17 protein-coding genes, 1 other RNA gene and 1 pseudogene are annotated in these 19,537 nt (G+C 48.0%); 3 read left to right on the top strand and 16 right to left on the bottom strand.

The genetic code is table 11. The annotated features are described in order from the left end of the window. Positions 1-437: 437 nt before the first annotated feature. From NYE70_RS19425 to NYE70_RS19400, 6 genes are all read right to left on the bottom strand, one after another. Complete coding sequence (locus NYE70_RS19425; protein WP_341047472.1) at positions 438-1,031, bottom strand: NADPH-dependent FMN reductase; 594 nt, start codon at positions 1,029-1,031, stop codon at positions 438-440. Positions 1,032-1,392: 361 nt separating this feature from the next. Then, complete coding sequence (locus NYE70_RS19420; protein ID WP_341047471.1) at positions 1,393-1,998, bottom strand: response regulator transcription factor; 606 nt, start codon at positions 1,996-1,998, stop codon at positions 1,393-1,395. Then, the gene (locus NYE70_RS19415) at positions 1,999-3,171 is read right to left on the bottom strand and encodes a sensor histidine kinase (RefSeq protein WP_341047470.1); all 1,173 of its coding nucleotides are present in this window, start codon (positions 3,169-3,171) and stop codon (positions 1,999-2,001) included. Next, complete coding sequence (locus NYE70_RS19410; protein WP_213656818.1) at positions 3,172-3,915, bottom strand: ABC transporter permease; 744 nt, start codon at positions 3,913-3,915, stop codon at positions 3,172-3,174. A 25-nt stretch (positions 3,916-3,940) separates the two neighbouring features. After that, a complete protein-coding gene (locus NYE70_RS19405; RefSeq protein WP_341047469.1) occupies positions 3,941-4,846 on the bottom strand; it encodes an ABC transporter ATP-binding protein in 906 nt (301 codons plus the stop codon). A gap of 436 nt (positions 4,847-5,282) precedes the next feature. Beyond that, positions 5,283-5,696: an HNH endonuclease gene (locus NYE70_RS19400; protein ID WP_244861715.1), complete on the bottom strand. Its 414-nt coding sequence runs from the start codon at positions 5,694-5,696 to the stop codon at positions 5,283-5,285. A 328-nt stretch (positions 5,697-6,024) separates the two neighbouring features. Between NYE70_RS19400 and NYE70_RS19395 the strand changes: the two genes are divergently transcribed. Next, positions 6,025-6,612 carry a dihydrofolate reductase family protein gene (locus NYE70_RS19395; protein ID WP_341047468.1) on the top strand — a complete coding sequence of 196 codons (588 nt, stop codon included), beginning with the start codon at positions 6,025-6,027 and terminating at the stop codon, positions 6,610-6,612. Between the two features lie 195 nt (positions 6,613-6,807). Here the strand turns inward: NYE70_RS19395 and NYE70_RS19390 are convergent, their stop codons facing one another. From NYE70_RS19390 to NYE70_RS19370, 5 genes are all read right to left on the bottom strand, one after another. Continuing rightward, positions 6,808-7,263, bottom strand: coding sequence for an AraC family transcriptional regulator (locus tag NYE70_RS19390; RefSeq protein WP_341047467.1), 456 nt, complete (start codon positions 7,261-7,263; stop codon positions 6,808-6,810). A gap of 346 nt (positions 7,264-7,609) precedes the next feature. Further along, positions 7,610-7,974: a transfer-messenger RNA gene (gene ssrA / locus NYE70_RS19385) on the bottom strand. 297 nt (positions 7,975-8,271) lie between these two features. Beyond that, positions 8,272-8,751, bottom strand: coding sequence for an SsrA-binding protein SmpB (gene smpB / locus NYE70_RS19380; RefSeq protein WP_211025198.1), 480 nt, complete (start codon positions 8,749-8,751; stop codon positions 8,272-8,274). 119 nt (positions 8,752-8,870) lie between these two features. Continuing rightward, complete coding sequence (locus tag NYE70_RS19375) at positions 8,871-9,680, bottom strand: ABC transporter permease subunit (protein WP_341047465.1); 810 nt, start codon at positions 9,678-9,680, stop codon at positions 8,871-8,873. Continuing rightward, a complete protein-coding gene (locus tag NYE70_RS19370; RefSeq protein ID WP_341047463.1) occupies positions 9,677-10,585 on the bottom strand; it encodes an ABC transporter ATP-binding protein in 909 nt (302 codons plus the stop codon). Before NYE70_RS19370 ends, NYE70_RS19375 begins: the two co-directional genes overlap by 4 nt. 151 nt (positions 10,586-10,736) lie before the next feature. On the opposite strand from NYE70_RS19370, the gene NYE70_RS19365 reads away from it, so the two are divergent. Continuing rightward, the gene (locus tag NYE70_RS19365; RefSeq protein ID WP_341047461.1) at positions 10,737-11,345 is read left to right on the top strand and encodes a TetR/AcrR family transcriptional regulator; all 609 of its coding nucleotides are present in this window, start codon (positions 10,737-10,739) and stop codon (positions 11,343-11,345) included. A 102-nt stretch (positions 11,346-11,447) separates the two neighbouring features. Here the strand turns inward: NYE70_RS19365 and NYE70_RS19360 are convergent. After that, positions 11,448-11,546 (bottom strand): annotated as a pseudogene (locus NYE70_RS19360) (CatA-like O-acetyltransferase); the annotation flags it as partial. A gap of 430 nt (positions 11,547-11,976) precedes the next feature. Further along, positions 11,977-14,682, bottom strand: coding sequence for a ribonuclease R (rnr, locus tag NYE70_RS19355; RefSeq protein ID WP_341047459.1), 2,706 nt, complete (start codon positions 14,680-14,682; stop codon positions 11,977-11,979). A 279-nt stretch (positions 14,683-14,961) separates the two neighbouring features. Between rnr and NYE70_RS19350 the strand changes: the two genes are divergently transcribed. Then, positions 14,962-16,470 carry a methyl-accepting chemotaxis protein gene (locus NYE70_RS19350; RefSeq protein ID WP_341047458.1) on the top strand — a complete coding sequence of 503 codons (1,509 nt, stop codon included), beginning with the start codon at positions 14,962-14,964 and terminating at the stop codon, positions 16,468-16,470. Positions 16,471-16,605: 135 nt separating this feature from the next. On the opposite strand, the gene NYE70_RS19345 is transcribed toward NYE70_RS19350, so the two are convergent. The 3 genes from NYE70_RS19345 to NYE70_RS19335 form a co-directional block, all read right to left on the bottom strand. Further along, positions 16,606-17,163: a hypothetical protein gene (locus NYE70_RS19345; RefSeq protein WP_341047457.1), complete on the bottom strand. Its 558-nt coding sequence runs from the start codon at positions 17,161-17,163 to the stop codon at positions 16,606-16,608. 228 nt (positions 17,164-17,391) lie between these two features. Further along, on the bottom strand, positions 17,392-17,625 hold the full coding sequence (secG, locus tag NYE70_RS19340; protein ID WP_211025185.1) for a preprotein translocase subunit SecG: 234 nt from the start codon (positions 17,623-17,625) through the stop codon (positions 17,392-17,394). A 120-nt stretch (positions 17,626-17,745) separates the two neighbouring features. Beyond that, positions 17,746-19,419, bottom strand: coding sequence for a glycoside hydrolase family 13 protein (locus tag NYE70_RS19335; protein ID WP_341047455.1), 1,674 nt, complete (start codon positions 19,417-19,419; stop codon positions 17,746-17,748). Between the last annotated feature and the right edge of the window lie 118 nt (positions 19,420-19,537).

Below are 19,537 nucleotides of genomic sequence, written 5' to 3'. Positions count from 1 at the left end.
ATTCATTTCGTCGTTACCGTTGTTTCAGCGGCAACTCTTATAATATATCATCTTTCAACTAATTTAGCAAGAACTTTTTTTAAACCGTTTCGCTTATTAGTTGACCGGCAGAACATCTTGTTTAAGTGGCCGGACTAATAATATAACCCTTATGTAAAATCGAATCAAGTCATAAAATTTCCCATTTTTAAAACGCGCCAATTATTTTATCTATCCTATAGGATAATATTCAACAATTTGTTTAGTGCAGTTTCCTAATTCATTATAGACGCTTACCTACAATACAACTTATAAATGACGAAAACCCGCTCAGTGAGCGGGTTTCGGTATGGAAGCGAACTGTAGCTGAGCAAAGCTACAATTATTTCTTATCCAATTTGATTTTCCACTGGTAACCCCGCTCCAAGTCATTAGACAGGCCAGCTTGGAAAAATTATTTATCTTAATGTTTTCAGAGCGCCGCTCCAAGCATTCACTTGATCGAGCATGGCATTGACGTTAGTAAGGTGCAGCTCATTCGGTTTGAAAACCGTGCCGTTCTCGAAGTCCGTAAACAAGGATAGCGTCGGATGTACGCGTACGTCAGCTATCAATAACTCGCCCATGATCCCCCGCAGGTGTTCGGCTGCGCGAGCACCACCGGTCGATCCATAACTCACGATTCCCGCAGCTTTATTGTTCCATGCTTCCCGAGCAAAATCAAGCGCGTTCTTCAATGCGCCTGTAATGCTGTGGTTGTACTCTTGCACGATGAATACGAAGCCATCCAAGCTGGCAAGCTTTTGATTCCAAGCTGCGATCCCCGGTTCTGTGCCGTCGGTGGTTCCCAAGAACGGCAATTTGTAATCGGCAATATCCACAATCTCATAATTTGCGTCTCCGCGTTTGTCTGCAATTTCCTTAACCCAATCTCCCACCTGCGGACTTACGCGACCTTCACGCGTGCTTCCCAAAATAATCCCGATATTCAGCTTTGTCATTGCGTTAGCCTCCCTGGTATTTTTTCCAAACCATTTTTCAAACAATCCCATTATCTCGCACCTCTTTGATGTCACGATACATAACTAACCATAATACAATTTATAACTTATATACACCTAATTACTTTACGTAAGTAATCATATTATATTAGTCTCCAATAGTCAATACAGTATCAGTTACAATTGCAAATTTAATGTATGAAAAAAACACCATCGATATGATGGTGTTTTTTACTTTATGGAGGCGAACCATAGCTGCGTAAAACCACAATTCGCCGGAGTGTACTGATTTGGTTAAGATACGCTAAATAATGAATCATAAAAAAAGAGAGCTTCTAAAGCTCTCTATGGGCTGGCTGAATCATTCCTTGAGTGGGATTATCCGGCTTACCTCCATACTTCGGAGTTCTTCTCAATCCAACCATCCCTTGCTGCGCGCGATATCAATCGCCTCGATCCGTGTATTCGCCCCAAGCTTCCCAATCGCCTCTGACATATAGTTCCGTACCGTTCCATAGGACAGAAACAGCTGTGCTCCAATATCTTGAAGAACTAAGCCTTGGGCAGCCAACTTCATGACTTCACGCTCCCTGGGTGATAATGGACATGGATCATCCCATACAGCGAGCGATAATTCTGAATTGATGACACGTTTCCCATCATAGACCCGACGAATCGCATCTGCCAGCTCCTCGCTGCCCGTATCTTTAAGAAGATATCCATAAACTCCTGCCTGCATCGCCCGCTGGAAATATCCCGGACGGGCGAATGTCGTCAAGATGATTACACGAACAGCTAACTTATTTTTTTGAACCCATTCCGCAATATCTAACCCTGTCTTCAGTGGCATCTCAATATCCAGAACAGCTACGTCTGGTTCATATTGCTGAATCATAGACATTACTTCTTCCCCATTTTCGGCTTGACCGACTACTTCAATATCATCTTCTAACGAGAGTAAAGTTGCCAGCGCTCCCCTTAATAACTTTTGATCTTCTGCCAAAACAATACGAATCATCTAAGCTCTACCTACCTTTTCATTTCGTATTACCCTAGGTATATGTAAGGTGACTTCAGTTCCCTTTCCTGGAGACGAAGACAACGACATACGTCCGTCGATCATAATCAACCGTTGCCGCAATCCGGCGAGACCATTACTGCTAGTATAGAATTGATCCTTATCTGCCCCAATACCATCATCACTTACAGATACACGGACTTCCCCTTCCTGAATGTCTAGATGAACGTTGCACTTTGTTGCTCGGCTATGTCGAACCACATTTGTAATCGTCTCGCGAAAACACATCGCCAAAATCGTCTCCTGCAAAGGTGTTAACGGAAGCGGATTGTTCACTAAAGCATCTTCCGTCCCTACATTAGAAGGTCTCGGATCTGAAATCGATTGATATTGAAAAAAAAGCGGTATGCCCGCAGCTGAACATAACGATACAGCATGCTTATATTCGTCAGCGAAATATGTAACTTTCATCTCCGTAACCAATTCACGCATTTGTTTCAAAGCTGCGCGTGCCGTTTCTCGTATTTCACGAGCCTCTTCTATCGCTCTCTCAGGATTACGATTGACCAATTTCTCAACGACTTCCCCTTTTAGTGCGATTAATGACAGCGTATGGCCCAATGTATCATGTAATTCACGTGCGATCCGCTGGCGCTCCTCCTGCTGTGCCATTCGTTCAGCCGTTTCTGCCCGCAACCGTGCAGACTTCTGTTGAAAGCGAGTCGAAGTTCGAATAATATACGGCAGAATACAAATGCCAAACATAGGCACCAGCCCTATCCATACTAGGCTACCCATCTCATCCAAGTAAGGAACAGCGATAAATCCCATAGCTACAGTGAAAACAATCGTTATAGAGAGCAATATCGGCAGCTTTTGTTTGCTCAGCGGAGCAGCTATCATAAAACCTATAAACGTATACATAGGGTGAAAAACAGCTGCTAAAATTAATAGTATAACCACCTGAACAATCAATATTGGCGTGGCCCATTTTGCATAAAAGTAGGATTGTCGAAACGATAGAACGAATATGCCTATCAGAACAAAGCCAAGCCACTGTATACTTGACGGCTCATAGAGTAAAAAGTACATGGGGATCAATAAATTTGATAACAAAAAATAAGGGGCGACTCCCTCCGATTTTGGAAAGAGGCGCCATTTCTCTCTATTCAATTAGACCGCATCCCGTCGATTATATATATAGATTGATAGTAGCATAAAGAAGAGACCGCATCCTGTCAAAATTAAGAAATCAATACTTGCTGGATTTTTACCGGCGACCATATTCCATGCCCCATTTGCGTAACGGTGAGATGGGAGCCATTCCCCGACCGAGCCCATCCAACTTGGCAAAGTACTAAGCGGCATCCAAAGCCCACCCACAATGGCAAGTCCCATCTGTAACACATTTCCGATGGCAACGGAGGTATTCGCATTTTTAAGCGTTCCTAACAATGCACCAAGCGCCAGAAAAGATATACTCCCAATCCATAACCATAATCCGCATAAAATCCATTGCCCGGCTGTCAATTGTATATCATGAACAAGGCCAGCAGATAAAAATATAACAACAATTACAATCAAGTGAACAGCCATTTGCGATACAATTTTGCTGCCAATCCAGGCTGCAGGAGATAGTGGAGTTAGCTTCAACAAGCGTACCCACCCGTCTTGATGCTCGAACGATAGACGGATACCAAATTGAGATACTGCTGTACCAATCAAACTGAATGCAGTCATCGACATTAATGAAAAGACACCCCAAGTTGTTGATTGAATCGATTTATCTACCCCATTCATACTTGCAAATAAAAAGTAGAAAGCAAGCGGCATCGCAATCGAGAAGAGTAAGAAAAATGGACTGCGGATAATTCGTATACTTTCTGCTTTGGTCTGGGCAACAAACATATGTATCATAGTTATTTTCCTCCTAAAAGTGTTTTTATCGTAAAATCGTTGGTTTATGTGTAGCTGTAAGACTTAGGAATGTATCTTCTAAGCTGGCGGATTGGATATCAATATCTGAAATTCCCCATTCAGACTGCATCAGTGTAAATAACAATACATCGGTCTCTTGAGCATACAGACGAATTCGCTCACCATTGCATTCTGCCTTTGCTACACCAGGTAATGTGAGCCATTCCTGCTCAGCTGGCGCGTTCGCCGCTCGAAATGAAACGGTTCTAAGTGCTGTTTGAGCCTTTAAACGTGCTGGAGTCCCTTCCGCAACAACCTGTCCACTGGCGATTACAGCGATATGATCTGCGACAGCATCAGCTTCCTCTAAATGATGTGTAGTTAAGAGCACAGTACGTCCGTCACTTGCCAGCGCTTGGATCGTGTCCCAAAAGCGACCACGAGCCTCAATATCCATTCCGACGGTTGGTTCATCAAGCAGGAGAAGCTCTGGATTTCCCGCCAAACTCTGGGCGAAAGCTAATCTGCGGCGTTGTCCTCCAGACAGGGAGGATGCGCGCCGTTTCTGATCCGCATGGAGACCCGAAATGTCTAACAATCGTTCTAACGACATCGGATTACGATAATAACTGCGGAACAGTTGAAGCACTTCTTTGACCGTAAGTCCATCTGCTGCTTTAACATCCTGCAAAAGCGCTCCAACCCGTTGTCGTAATTCCTTTGTTCCAGACGGCACCCCCAAGACCCTGACTTCTCCTGATGTTGGCTTGATCATTCCGAGTATCATAGAAATGGTTGTTGTTTTGCCAGCCCCATTCGGTCCGAGCAATGCTGATATTTGACCTTTCTCAAACGATAGATTCATATGATCAACGGCACAGTAGTCGCCGAATTTCTTTACTAGGTTTATACATTCAATTGCCTTTGTCATTTGTACTAACCTCCGCTAATTTCTACTTTCGTTACTTGATGTCCTTATTATATTGAGAAAGCGCGAGAACCAATTAGTGTAGGTTGTCACAAGCCGGTTATGACAAATGTCAGAAAAATAGAAAGCAAAAAAAGAAGGACCTCTAGGCTCTTCTTCAGCATAGTTTGCATTTAACACTCTTTAATTGAGGTGTTTCGCTTTGCAACTTATAGCTAACGATTTTACATTTTTAATCGAACACAGCAAAAACCACAACTTCATGTGGTTGTGGTTTTACCTGTTTAGAACGTGAGATGTTCGTTATAATGGCCTGCACCTTAGAATGGATACGAAAAAGCCGAAGATTTTACTGTAGATTTGGTTAATCATCAATTCGATCGTCAAAAACGACTGCAATCATTGAAGCTCATTAGATCATGATTCCCGAATTATAAATCTACGCTTTACTTACGTGTCCCTTTTTCATTAGACGATGTCTGTATTTAGCTATAAAGATACGCCAGTAGAGCTTCATAAGATTTGGAACAAAGTTCGTGTTTTCTTTGAGATAGGATAATGCAGAACGGTTTCCTCGTTTTGTATTGCATTCGCTGCATGAAGCGATCAGGTTATACGGAAGATCCGAGCCACCTTTGCTTGCAGGGATAATATGGTCCACTGTCGTGGCATATCGTCCGCACCACAAACAAGTGTGATGATCTCTTTTCAGTGCGGCTTTTCGATAGTCCCGAAATAAGAACGGATTATAAAGTAGTTGGATCGTCTGCTCATCAATCCAGACAGCTCGTGATCGCTCAACTTCCCGCCAAGCCCGATGGGGCAAACATGGTGTTAGTTGTTGACCATCCATATTGAGTACCGTTATCAGTGGTACCTCTCCATCATGACTAGGATTCATCGATTTCACTCCATCTGTAAGACATGTTTTAGCCTTTAGTATTAATATAAAACAAAAACACCATCCTCATACGGATGGTGGAGCATCCTTACCTAAATACGAACTCTCGAACTCCCTGTTGCGGACAATCACATATACCACGTCCAAAATTTCATTAAAACATAATTTTTTCCCGATTCAGGCTTCCTGCACAAATACACCGATAAATATCGTAATCTAATTTCGTCTAAATAATGAGAAACAAAATTACGATTATCAAAGATAGAAAGGATGTTAGCTCATGCGTAAAATCATCCTCTTCATTCACAGTTCGATTAATGGAGTTGTCACTGGCGATCCAAGCGAGGACAAAACCAATTGGGCGGTCTGGAGAAATAGCGCCGGGATTGAGGAAGGTTCTCAGTATCTATTAAAAGTTTTCGAGGCAGCGGATACCATTTTGCTTGGCCGTGGAACCTACGAAGACCTCTCTAGAAAGTGGCCGAATACTCGAGGTTCAAGCTTGGGTGATAAGATAAACAACGCCCACAAATTCGTTGTAACAAGCACCCGCCCACACGAAAATCTAAAATGGGGAGAGTTTGAAGCTCCAAAACAATTGACTGGCAGTAATATAGAAGATCAAATTAAGGACCTAAAAAATGGTGACGGTGGCGACATTGTAATTTTCGGTAGTCCAACGCTCGTGCGATCACTTGCAAACGCAAATCTCATTGACGAATATCAGATAATCATGCACCCGGTTGTGGTCAACGTAGGTGAGCATTTGTTTGACAATCTTAATGAGCAGAAGGAATTCCATCTCGTGGACGTCAAAACACTTAAGGTTGGTTCCCTCTTGGTAACCTACAGACCCGCTATAGCTTAGCTCAACCCGGCAGATCATTACTGTCAACACAAATAGTTACCCAGTTAATAATGTGCAATGGACCGTCAACCTATACAATAATTGATTCAACACAGTAGTTCCATATACGTCCCAAAAATGAAAAGACAGTTAAGCTTGAACGCCTAACTGTCTTTTCATTCGGTTCACAAGTTTTAAATTAGGATTTCCGTCCATTCATTGTCCAACTTTTATTCTTATCGGTGTAAAATAATCCATTTGGTTGTATCCCATTGCATCACGTGCTGATGGAGGTGTAATTATGTTTCCAAGCTCGGGTCGGGATCGGTCAATCTCAAAACCGTGAGATTCAATAAAAGCATGCACCGCCTTCATCTCTTCGGAATTTGACTGTTGATCAATTCCGGTTACAACAGCATAAAGACCGCCTTTAAAGTCTATGATATCGAACTCTTCAGGAACGTTCATGCCTTCCTCATAAACATAAAGCCAGTGAAAGCCGCCCGATACTTGCCAATCTCCATCCCAGAACAGATAGTCTCGCGGGAAAGTAGTTCTTTGTTGGGAACTGAACCACTTGTCAAAGCGGTCGAACTTTTCTTCTCCAAACATTCCTATGCCAGAGGACACCATTTTACAGTTTTGAATCTCATAAACACGAACCGATTCCACCTTATCACCCCTTCATGAATATATAAAACACCACCCCTTATACAATTATAATCTGTCTCAAAGCCTCTTTTTCCACAATGAAATAGTTCTCATTCTTTCAAACTATCATGTCCTATCAACATGCTTTTGCTTACGAGAGACGTTCTCTGATTTATGCATGGGATTAGTAAAAGCGACAAGCTGACCAGGTGGTAATGTGTTAATTAAAACTTAAGTGTACTCTACGCTAGAAAAGTCATGAATATTCAAAAATATGAGGACCATTCTAGCATCACCTCAAATTAAATTAACTTTATAAAAAAAGCCACCAACCAAAATTTCTGGTTGGTGGCTTTTGTCTAACTCAGTATGGAGGCGAGGGGAGTCGAACCCCTGTCCGAAGGCAACGCCACATAGGCTTCTACGGGTGTAGTGACAGTTTTGATGTCACCCTAGAGACTCCCTGTCACCGGATTCCCTTCGGGTCAGCCTGATTATCTTCTTCCGAAAGGCCCCAGGCGGAGACCGATCGGCGTATCCCACTAAAGTTGGGCCCTAGTCTCGGCACATGGGCGATGCAGAGGTAGAGCTAGCTCACAGGTTATTAAGCTGCGAAAGCTAAGTTGTTGTTTTGTTTGCCGTTTAATAGGCTTTAGCGTTGATAAAGCGGACGCGTCCCCACTACCCGCTACCCATGCTCGATCTACCCCCGTCGAATCCATAAACGCCCCCGCATAAAAAGTTCCTGCGGTCAGCCGTCCCGGACAATCGGTCGGTCAGCATCAAGCAAAGGAGCTAAAACAATCTTGCTTGCCTCAATCTTGTGTAGTCCTAGACCGAAGCTTCTGCATTGCTGCATCTACTTACTACTTCTATATAAACAGCTATACGCTGCTTACATCACTTAGTATACCATATTGTATAGAAAGTTGCTTCGTAACTTACTGGTAAGCTTGGCAAAAGAACACTTTGTCTTCTGCTGTATCTTGCCATTTTGATTATGCCCTGCCTTACCTACTGTCTGCTCTCTTACCGCGCAACCTTTTGCTTCTCCCGCAGCACGCGCTGGATGTCACGCTGAGCATCACGTTTGGCGGCAGTTTCGCGTTTGTCGTACTGCTTCTTCCCTTTACCGAGGCCAAGGAGCAGCTTCGCATAGCCGTTCTTGATGTAGATCTTCAGCGGCACGATCGAGTAGCCTTCCTGCTTGGACAAGCCGAGCAGCTTGTTGATCTGAGCTTTGTGCATCAGCAGCTTGCGTGTCCGGGTCGGGTCCAGCGGATTGAACCGGTTGCCCTGCTCGAACGGACTGACATGCATGTTGTGGATGTGGATTTCTCCATTTCGGATCGTCGCAAAAGCGTCCCCGATATTCACCCGTGCGTTCCGGATCGATTTGATCTCGGTGCCGGTGAGCACCATGCCCGCTTCGAAAGTATCCTCGATGAAATAGTCATGGGAAGCTTTTTTATTCTGGGCTAGTACCTTGCCGTCATTCTTCTTCGCCATGTTCATCCTCCTCATCCTTAGCATGAATCGCTCGCATTATTACTTACCCGCTACTGGCACTGGCATACCAGACCTTAATTGTATCAACTCACCGGCCTAAAATCAAGAAACCCCCTGAATCACAGGGGCAGATCCCGCTTTCGAAATAACAATACCGCAAGCCCGAACGACACCAGTCCGATCACGACTAGAATCGTAAAGCTAAGGCCTAGATTGACGTTGCCGTTAATAATTTCCCCCGGTTGATATAACGAAAAAATCGATAAGCTTCGCATCCACTCGGTTTTGTCGCTAAATTTCCCCACCAGGTCCAAGCTAAAAAAACCAAAAGTGATGAATCCGGAAATGCCGAGCGCCTTTTTTTCATCATTAGAAAGAGAAGAGACCAGGAATGCAATCCCGCCAACCGCAAAAAACAACAGGAACGCCCCCACATTCATCTCAATAAACCGGGAAGTATTAAACTCGTAATCTCCGGCCAAAAACCAGGCGTTGCCTGCAAAACCCGCCAGCGTCGTCACTCCCATGATCAGCAACAGTCCGGTCACCAAAACTAGTGCCTGCGTCAAAGCGACCTTTGCCCGCGTCGTCGGGGTCGACAACAGATAAGCCATGGAGCCTTGATCAACAAGTTTAGCCACGAGCTGCGTGGACAACTGTACGCATACGATCGCAAGCAGCAGGATAAGAATCAGTCCGTAATACTCCCCGGAGATAAAAGCCTCCGCCGTTCCGAACCCGCTCAGTCCAAAAGCGCGCCCCACCCCTTCCGGCATGGCATCCACGAGTACGTCGATGGCGTCGACATTTTTGCCGATGCTGGGATAAAGCCAGAATATTAGCAAAATATAAAAAGCGGACCCGAACGCGTAATTCATAAAAGTCTTCATATGAACCTTCATCATTTGTCTAAACAAAATCGCATTCATTGAACGATCCCCTTCCGGTCATAATAATTCATGAAGATATCCTCCAGGTTTTGCGTGAAAATATCGATATTTCGCACCCGGTATTTTGCCGTCTCCGCCACAAACCTATCGTAATTGCCCTGCACCGCTACTCGAACCCGGTACCCTCCGCCATCGGGGGAAGCCGGCGAAGTTTCCGTCTGCAAACCGGACGTGTTCACGAACGCCTGCATTTCCGCCTCCTGCTCGAACGTCACCTCAAACAGCTTGCGCTGCATCGATTGCAGCTCGTGGATATTTTTTACCGCGATAATGACCCCGTCTTTGATGATCGCCGCCCGGTCGCAGGTCCGCTCGATTTCCGGAAAACTGTGTGAGGACATCAGGAACGTGGTGCCGCGTTCTTTTTCCGCCAAAACGATTTCTATAAACACCTTCTGCATTAACGGATCGAGGCCGGACGTCGGTTCATCCAAAATAATCACCTGGGGCTCGTGCATGAATGCCGCGACAATCCCGACCTTTTGTTTCATACCCTTGGACATTTTGCGGATCGGCGTGTTCACGTCGAATTGCAGCAAATCGATCAGATGGTTCCGCTTCGAAAGGTCTTTAACCCCTTGCATACGGCCCATGAAATCGAGGAACGATTTTCCCGTCATCCCGTCAAAAAAGGCAATCTCCCCAGGCAAATACCCGACTAAGGCCTGCACCTTACCCTGATCCCGCCACGTGTCCAGTCCATTGATCGTCACCGTACCTTTGTCCGGCTTCATGAAGCCCATAATATGGCGGATCGTCGTCGACTTCCCCGCGCCGTTAGGACCGAGAAAGCCAAACACCTCGCCCTGCTTCACCGAAAAAGACACATCGAATATCCCTTTTCCGCCCTGAAATGTCTTCGATAAATGCTCTACATTTAACATGCCGATCTCCCTCCAAGGAATAAAGAAATGAAATATTATGAACGATATATTTCATATGTTATACTATACCTGCGGCTACCCCGCGTCAATGACTTTATGAAATATATTTATTCGAACATTTCATAAATTATCTCTATTGCAGGAGGCAAAAGTGAACGAAAGCATGAACGGTTTTGAAAAAAGAGCTCAGCGCATCAAAGAAAAAATCCTTCGCGCCACCTTAAACCTGCTGCGGACCACGGACCCGAAGCGCATTCGGATCGCCGACATCTCCAAAGCGGCCAAAGTGTCACAGGTGACCATTTATAACTACTTCGGGAGCAAAGAGGCCCTGCTTCGGGACGTATTTATCGGCTACATCGACAAAGCGATCGCGGAATTCATTGAATTCATGGATGGTAAACATACGTTGAAAGAGAAGATCGAGTACATTATTTTTCTCGAAAAAGAAGCCTATAGCGACCTTCCCCCTGGCGCCATCAAGGACCTTGTCGAAGACGATCCCGAACTCGGAGCCTATATCGAAAAGGTGTACCAGGAATTCACCACCCCACTCGTGACGCGCATAATTGAGGAAGGCAAAGCCAGCGGCGAAATCGCCCCTGACATGCCCTTGGAAAACGTGATGGCCTTCATCCAGCTCTACATGAACCAGTACCAAGCCATCCTCAACATGGCCGCCCAAAGCCCCGACCGGGACAAGTTCCTGGAGGGCATGGTGCAAATGTTCTTTTATGGCGTGTGCGGGAAACCTGAATAACCTTATTCCTTATGAAAAAGTGGCAGCCCCGGGAACCAGACATCACATTCCGCAGGACTGCTACTTTTAATTATCTATTTATCGCCTCGGCTAACTCGCCAGTCAAAGCCATGCAACACATTCATCCGCCATCCGCAGCAGCTCCTCAAACAACTCCCCGGCATGGTAACCGTCGCACACCGCATGATGCAGTTGTACCGATAATGGGGATCAATGTGCCTCCTTCCTTTACTAAGCTTAACCGTCCTCCCCATATAGACAAATAACAGAAATGTCCACCTAAAAGTGGACACAAGGTACTTTTCCCTCTCGATGAACGATAATCCGTATTAAGTACCCTGATACAACAATATCTACTATATTTAGATATTAAGCAGGAAGAGGTCTGATATCTCCTCAACAGAAAAGTGTCCACCTTTTGAAAGACATTTAGCCGCAAAAAATCCACCCTGTGAGGACAAACAAGTCCTCACCTATGAGCTAATCGCAGTTCCCTCCACAATCCCTACAGAACAGCAAAAAAGCCGGGACCGCGCAAAGCGGTACCTGGCTCAATTGAATTGCATTCCGCACCGCGCGCGATCCCGGAGCGCGGTGCTCGGTCACACGGTGACGGTCAACCTCTACTTGGCTATTTTTTCTTCTTGCGCACGAACGCAGCCGTGCCGTTGCCGCCCTTGCCTTTGCCGCCCCGTTTCTTGCGCGGGGATGGCGCGGTGCCCTCGTCGGCAGTACCGGCTCCGCCGCCGACAAAAACTCCGCTCGCGGACGTCTTTTTCCGCCGCGAGCCCGAGCCCTTTCCGCCCTCTCCGGAGCGATAGCTTCCGGAGTCGCGGCTAAGTGCGGCCGGCCCGGGGGCGTAGCCGCCCTTGCCGGAGCCGAAGCCGAAGCTCACGGCCGGTGCGGATCCGCCGCCCCCCGAGGCCGTGTCGCTTCGGCGCCCGCCGGGCGCGTCGCTTCCGCCGCGGCCCGCACCGCGTTTGCCGCGCTTGCCGGAGCCCGGCCCCGCATCGGCTGCGCCACCACCGGCGCCGCCTCTTCCGGCTTTGCCGCCTCCGCGGCCCGGCTTACCGGATGCGGCGAAGCCGCCCTTCCCGCCGCCGCTGCGTTTGCCACCGCCGCGCCCGGCGCCTCCAGCGGCGCCAAATCCGCCGCCGCTGCCGTCTCTGCCGCCGTTCCCGTTCTCACGGCGGCGCGGCTTCATGTCGACCATCTCGAAATCGATCGTATGGTCGTCCATGTTTACGCGGGCTACGCGGATTTTCACCTCATCGCCGATGCGGTAAATTTTCGACGTGCGCTCGCCGATCAGCGCCATATGCTGCTCATGGAAGTGGTAATAATCATCCGTCATCGCACTGAGACGGATGAGCCCCTCCACCGTGTTCTCCAGCTCGATGAACATTCCGAAACTCGTCACGCTGCTGATAATCCCGGGGAATTCTTCCCCGACCTTATCCAGCATGAACTCGGCTTTCTTCAACTGTTCCGTATCTCGCTCCGCGTCCACGGCGACCCGCTCCCGCTCGGACGATTGCTGCGCAATCTCCTGCATGCGGCTGGCCAGGTACTCCTGCCGGGCTTCCGGCAGGGCCCCGCCATGCTCAATGACCTCGCGGATGACCCGGTGGATCACCAAATCCGGATAGCGGCGGATCGGAGAAGTAAAATGCGTGTAGAATTCCGCCGCCAGCCCGAAGTGACCCGTGCTTTCGGCATCATACTTCGCCTGCTTCATGGACCGCAGCATCATCGTGCTAATGACCGTCTGCTCCTTCGTGCCCTGAATATCCTCCAGCAGCGTCTGCAGCGCACGCGGATGCACCTTGTTGCCTTTTCCGCCCTTAACGGCATAACCAAAATTGGCTACAAAAGCCATGAAGTTCATTAATTTTTCCTGATCGGGGTCTTCATGAATCCGGTAAATGAACGGCACTTTGAGCCAATGGAAATGCTCCGCTACCGTTTCGTTCGCCGCAAGCATAAATTCCTCGATGATCTGCTCCGCAATCGAGCGCTCCCGTTTAACGATGTCGATCGCCTTGCCGTTCTCGTCGACGATCACCTTCGATTCCTCAAAGTCGAAATCGACGGCCCCGCGACGCATCCGGTTGCTACGCAGCTTCAGCGCGAGCTCGCGCATCAGCTCGAACGTATCGCCCAGATGGCTGTAGCGTTCCGTCACCTCCGGGTCTTCCTTCTGCAGAATCTTGCGCACGTTTGTGTACGTCATCCGTTCTGTCGTCTTGATCACGCTCGTGAATATATCGTGCTTCACGACCTTCATCTGCTCGTCGAATTCCATCTCGCAGGAAAGCGTAAACCGGTCGACCTTTGGATTGAGCGAGCAGATGCCGTTCGACAAGCGATGCGGCAGCATCGGAATGACCCGGTCGACCAAATACACGCTGCATCCGCGGTTATAGGCCTCCTGATCCAGCTTCGAGCTCTCGCGCACGTAATAGCCTACGTCCGCGATATGTACGCCGAGCTGGATGTTGCCGTTCGGCAGCCGCTCCACATGGACCGCATCGTCGAGGTCCTTGGCGTCCTCGCCGTCGATCGTCACGATCACCTTGTTCCGAAGATCCCGCCGCCCCTGCTTGGCGATCTCTTCCTCGGCGATCACGTCCGGCGCCGCCTGGGCTTCCGCCATCACATCGTCGGGGAACGCCTCCGGCAGCTGGTGCTTGCGGATGATCGACAGAATATCGACTCCCGGGTCATCCTTATGCCCCAGAATCTCGATCACTTCGCCTTCCGCCGCCGAGCGCCCTTCCGGGTAATTGATGATACGGGCTACAACCTTTTCCCCGTTCACGGCCCCGCCGAAGTTCTCCTGCGCAATAAAAATATCCCGGTTAATCCGTTTATCGTCCGGAATCACGAACCCGTAAGTCTCATTGTGTTGGAATACGCCGACCACCTGGGTCACCGCCCGGTTGACGATCCGCACAACCTCGCCCTCCAGCTTGCCGCCTCCTGCGCTCTTGGAGCTGACACGTACCAGTACCGTATCGCCGTTCATCGCGCTTTTCAGATCGTTCGCATGGACATAAACGTCCGGATGCTCCCGATCCTCAGGGATCAGGAAGGCGAACCCTTTGGCATGGGCCTGTAAGCGGCCCCGCACCAAATCCATCCGCTCCGGCACGCCGTAACGGTTGGTCCGCGTCAAAATAATCTGTCCCGACTGCTCCAGCCGGTTCAGCAGCTTCAGGAACTCCTTAAACTCGGCGGCATCCGCTATCTGAAAATGCTCTTCCAACTCCTGATATGTCATTGGTTTATACGCCGTCTCCCGCATAAATGCGAGCAGCTCTGTTTCTGTTATCATGCTCTCACCTCGGCCGGCCTGTCCGCCGGCAAATATTATTTGTGTACGATAATTTCCATGAATTACCCTTCATGTATATACCCTAGTATACACGAAATCAACCTCCGGCATCCGTTTCCCGCTTCTTTCGGAATTGACACCTTTTCACAAGGGAAATAAACTTCAAACCGCGCATGAAAAAGTTTTTCAATCGGAATACTTGAACCCCCTAAATTTTCCACCACAAAATGCCGAAAAAATGATAGGATAAAATATCCAATCATAAGCAAAGGAGTATATATGGACAATCTAAGCATTTTACAACGACGCAACAAACTGTTTGTCAAAATCATCTGGATCATGGTCGCAATGGGCGTAGTGACCGACCTGATGATCGGTGTCGAAACCTCCATGCTCATTACGCTGATTGCGGTCGGCGGAATTTGCTGCTCTATCGCCACCTATATGACGTATTTCAACAAGGGCACACGTTACGTCATGTTCGTTATTCCCACCATTGCTTCCCTGCTCACCTTCCTGCTGATCTACCAAGATCCCGAACCGCTGATCAGCACCTACTTACTTGTTTATGTGAACATCGGATTAATGACGCTGTATTCCAACTATAAGCCGATTGTCTTTGCGGGAGTTCTCGGCCTAATCCTTACTACATACTTTTATTACACCCCATTTTTCCATGATAAAATGTTCTCCCGGGAGCCGTTAAGCTATCTGTTGCTCTTCCTCATTTTCGCTACCGTGGCGCTTGCCTTCGCGGCCCGTTTCAGCGAACGGCTGCAGAAGACCGTAATGGACAAGCAAAGGGATACCGAGCTCGCCAAACAACGCGGGGACGAAATTCTGGCCCGTTTGCAAACCTCTCTCGAAGTACTCAACCGGCTTAGCGGTCAGTTGCGTGACAATGTGAATGTTACCGGCTCCATCTCCAAGGAGATTACGGTTACCTTCGGCAGTGTCTCCGCCACGATGGAACGTCAGACCCATGGGCTGCAGGATACGGCTAAATCCGTGCATGAGGTCGAAGACATCGTCGAGAACGCCGCAGACAGTTCTACCACCTTACAACAACTTTCCCGGGAAATGCTTCAGAATACCGAAGCCGCAGGAAGCCGGATGTCCTCCTTATCGGACAAAATACATAATTTGCAGTCTGTAATTTCCGCAACTGTAACCCAGATGAACCATTTAAGTGACCAGAACCAGCAAATCAGCCAAATCGTCGATACGATCCAAGGGATCTCCAAGCAGACGAATTTGTTAGCCATGAACGCAGCCATCGAGGCGGCCCATGCCGGAGAGCACGGTAAAGGCTTCGCTGTAGTTTCGGCGGAAATCCGTAAGCTGGCTGAAAATTCCCGTCAGGCCACCGATTTGATCAACAACATCCTGGCTGACGTCATTAACAAAATCAACAACGTAGCCGAGCAAATCTCTGTCGGCCATGAAGCGATCGATATCGGCAAGGAAGAAGCGAAGGAAGTTCAAGCCTATGTCGGAAAAGTCGGCGACAACGCCCTGTCCGTCAGCCAGCAGTCCGATAATGTGGACGGCTCTGTCAAACAAATGCAAGAGAACTACGCTCGTATCATGTCGGAAGTGCTCTCCGTGGCCGAAGGCACCGAGCATAATATGAGCGCAACCGAAGAAATACTGGCAGGCATCGAAGCCCAGGATGCCAAGATCCGCGAAATCGTTCAGCATTACGAAGATTTGGACAATCTGATTTTATCGCTGTCCAAACTGGCTTCCCAGGATAACAAGGAACAGGCCGCCGGAAGTAAGGCGTAAGTAGACGTTCTGAACTCCGCCGAGATTACTTAAGTCAGGAACGGGGTGTCCTCCATATCCATGTTCAATGGTGTGGTAGACGCCCCGTTTTTTTGCTCAAAATATATGTATGTAAGTGAATCCCTACTCCGGCGATTATACTACCGGCATATGTTGTCTGTTGACCGTTTCCATGAACCAGTCATAGCGTTCTTTATTCTCATAGAACTCTGAAGCGTGAATGATGGCCGGAATCACATCGGCTCCCTTATAAAATATTCGCTGCCCCACCTTTGACATGGGTACATGAAAAGATATTCTCAACGCCCGGAACAAGAGGGGCTCAAGCAAAGTGACATAATTACGGATCTTATGACTTTCGGCAAACAGGACGATCGTGGCCAGCAGGCGATCCAGGTTTTTTCCCCTATGTTCTTTATGGAGCGCAACTTTATCCACCTCCACGACATGTTCCGGATCGGCGAGAATGGCCGGATGCGCTTGAAACGGAGCCAGCCGGTTTAGGCCATCAGCCTCTATAGAATAGGGTTTCATCTCCACCGTTGCCACCGGTAAATCCTTCTCATTATAGACCAGGTACCGTCCGAGAACCTTTTCGGCGAATTCCAATTCAAACCCTTGCTCTAACCACGCCTCCGTCCAAATTCCGTTAAAGATCATCTCTTCTTCCAATGTCTCCACTAGCTTGTACATATTTGGGTCTCCTCTTCTCTCTCTTTCAGGAAATTCCAGTAAGGAATTCTCTGGGGGTCTTTGTTTATACCAAAATTGTAATATTTTAACGCTAGGGAGACAATAGAATGAATCTCTTTTTTATGAAATTTTCAACTTTTTTCCTTATCCTCTTCATTTCCCGCTTCTGTCGCAAAATACAAAAAAGCCTCCGTTTCTCAAGGAAACGAAGGCTTCTTCCATTTAAATTTAACCTTGCACAACAGCGACTACGATCGACAGGATAAAGAAACCAGCTGCCACTCCAATCGTTACCCGTTCCAGAACGAGTTCCATACCGCGTGCTTTCGACTTGCCGAAAAGATGTTCCGCACCCCCGGAGATGGCACCGGAAAGACCCGCGCTCTTCCCTTTTTGCAGCAGAACGACTGCGATCAGAGCAATAGAGAAAATAATGAGCAGTACTTCCAAAAAGATATTCATCCAATCCACCTCCTAAGTGAGAACACTTCGAAATCTATTTTCGTTAAACCTAATCATAAACAAATACAAAAACAGCATTATCATTATACCATTGCCCGTCGGGAATAACAACCGGTATCCTTATTTTACGCCTTGAAGTTTATAAACCCGTGCTTCATAAGGCCGCAGGGATAACTGGTGGAAATCCTCGTCTACCGAAACCTCATAATTTCCGATAAGGAGTTCTTTGCTTTGGAAGCGGATCTCTTGATCCAGCTTGAACTCCGCCGGCTTTTCATAGAAATTCAGAACTACCAGCAGTTGTTCCTCGCCCAAGGTCCGGGTAAAAGCATAAATCTGCTCGTTTTCTTCATTAAGGATCGCGTATTTGCCATAGACAATAATATCATGTTGTTTACGCAACTCGATCAATTTCTTGTAGTAATGAAACACCGAATTCGGATCGTTCAGCGCAAGCTCCACATTGATCTCTTTATAGTTCGGGTTGACGGCTAGCCAAGGGGTACCGGTTGTGAACCCGGCTTGGGCTTCCCCGTTCCATTGCATCGGCGTTCTTGCATTGTCGCGGCCCTTCGCATAGATCGATTCCATAATCTCGGCAGCGTCATGCCCTTTGCTCAGGTAGTCTTTATACATATTAAGCGTTTCGATGTCCTGGTACTCTTCGATCGTTTCGAACCGGACATTGGTCATGCCGATTTCCTCACCTTGATAAATATACGGCGTGCCTTGAAGAGTATGCAGCAGCGTGGCCAGCATTTTGGCCGACACGTTGTGATGCTCCCCGTCATGGCCGAAACGGGACAGCAGGCGCGGCTGATCATGATTGTTCAGGTAAATACTGTTCCAGGCTTTCCCCTCCAGCTTGGTCTGCCATTTGCTTACGATCTCTTTAAAGCGGGTCAGCTTCCACGGCGCAACCTCCCACTTGCCGGTCGGCCCCGAATCGATGCCCATCAGCTCGAATTGGAACACCATATTCAGCTCTTTTCCGTCGCTTCCGGCGAACAGCACTGCTTCCTCCGGTGTCACGTCGACCGTCTCCCCGACCGTCATGATATCGTATTTGGACAGCACTTCCCGGTTCATCTCCTGCAAAAACTCATGCACGCGCGGGCCGTTGATGTAATGCTCCCCGCTTCCCGATCCGTCCGAGCTGTCCGGTAACCCCGGCTCCTTGGAGATCACGTTGATGACGTCCATCCGGAATCCGTCGATGCCTTTGTCCAGCCACCAGGTCATCATATCGTATACCTCTCGGCGAAGCTTCGGATTCTCCCAATTCAAATCCGGCTGTTTGGTGGAGAACAGATGCAAGTAATACTCGTCCGTTTGGGCATCATATTGCCAAGCCGGGCCGCTGAAGAAGGAACCCCAATCGTTAGGCTCCTTGCCGTCTTTACCCGGGCGCCAAATATAGTAGTCGCGGTACTCATTATCCTTGGACTTGCGGGACTCGACGAACCAGGCGTGCTCATCCGAGCTGTGGTTGACGACCAGGTCCATAATCAGCTTCATCCCCCGCTCATGCAGGCCGGCAAGCAGTTCTTCCCAGTCCGCCATCGTTCCGAACTCATGCATGATCCCTTGGTAGTTACTGATATCGTATCCGTTATCATCATTCGGTGACTCGTACACCGGGCACAGCCATACTACGTCGATTCCGAGCGTCTTCAAGTAATCCAGCTTGGAGATGATCCCTTGCAGATCCCCGATCCCGTCTCCATTGCTATCCATAAAGCTGCGAGGATAAATTTGATATACAACGCTTTCCTTCCACCATTTCTTCTCCATAATGGTGCCTCCTTCATTTTCTGTACTTTATTATTACCCTTTGACTTGGTTTCTAGATGGCTCGTTTTCTTTTCAATGTTTTCAGGTACGTAAACGTTTACCCTTTGAGCATACCTAG

This window comes from Paenibacillus sp. FSL R5-0407, from assembly GCF_038009185.1.
GTDB lineage: Bacteria > Bacillota > Bacilli > Paenibacillales > Paenibacillaceae > Fontibacillus > Fontibacillus vini.
The sequence above is the reverse complement of the archived record's forward strand: the minus strand, read 5'-3'. Positions and strand labels throughout refer to the sequence as shown.

Excerpts from the sequence above, each read along its gene's own strand:
- NYE70_RS19410 (WP_213656818.1), bottom strand. The coding sequence starts at position 3,915 with ATGATACATATGTTTGTTGCCCAGACCAAAGCAGAAAGTATACGAATT.
- smpB (WP_211025198.1), bottom strand. The coding sequence starts at position 8,751 with ATGGCGAAGAAGAATGACGGCAAGGTACTAGCCCAGAATAAAAAAGCT.
- NYE70_RS19395 (WP_341047468.1), top strand. The coding sequence starts at position 6,025 with ATGCGTAAAATCATCCTCTTCATTCACAGTTCGATTAATGGAGTTGTC.
- NYE70_RS19370 (WP_341047463.1), bottom strand. The coding sequence starts at position 10,585 with ATGTTAAATGTAGAGCATTTATCGAAGACATTTCAGGGCGGAAAAGGG.
- NYE70_RS19335 (WP_341047455.1), bottom strand. The coding sequence starts at position 19,419 with ATGGAGAAGAAATGGTGGAAGGAAAGCGTTGTATATCAAATTTATCCT.
- NYE70_RS19405 (WP_341047469.1), bottom strand. The coding sequence starts at position 4,846 with ATGACAAAGGCAATTGAATGTATAAACCTAGTAAAGAAATTCGGCGAC.
- NYE70_RS19350 (WP_341047458.1), top strand. The coding sequence starts at position 14,962 with ATGGACAATCTAAGCATTTTACAACGACGCAACAAACTGTTTGTCAAA.
- rnr (WP_341047459.1), bottom strand. The coding sequence starts at position 14,682 with ATGATAACAGAAACAGAGCTGCTCGCATTTATGCGGGAGACGGCGTAT.
- secG (WP_211025185.1), bottom strand. The coding sequence starts at position 17,625 with ATGAATATCTTTTTGGAAGTACTGCTCATTATTTTCTCTATTGCTCTG.
- NYE70_RS19375 (WP_341047465.1), bottom strand. The coding sequence starts at position 9,680 with ATGAATGCGATTTTGTTTAGACAAATGATGAAGGTTCATATGAAGACT.
- NYE70_RS19400 (WP_244861715.1), bottom strand. The coding sequence starts at position 5,696 with ATGGATGGTCAACAACTAACACCATGTTTGCCCCATCGGGCTTGGCGG.
- NYE70_RS19345 (WP_341047457.1), bottom strand. The coding sequence starts at position 17,163 with ATGTACAAGCTAGTGGAGACATTGGAAGAAGAGATGATCTTTAACGGA.
- NYE70_RS19425 (WP_341047472.1), bottom strand. The coding sequence starts at position 1,031 with ATGGGATTGTTTGAAAAATGGTTTGGAAAAAATACCAGGGAGGCTAAC.
- NYE70_RS19420 (WP_341047471.1), bottom strand. The coding sequence starts at position 1,998 with ATGATTCGTATTGTTTTGGCAGAAGATCAAAAGTTATTAAGGGGAGCG.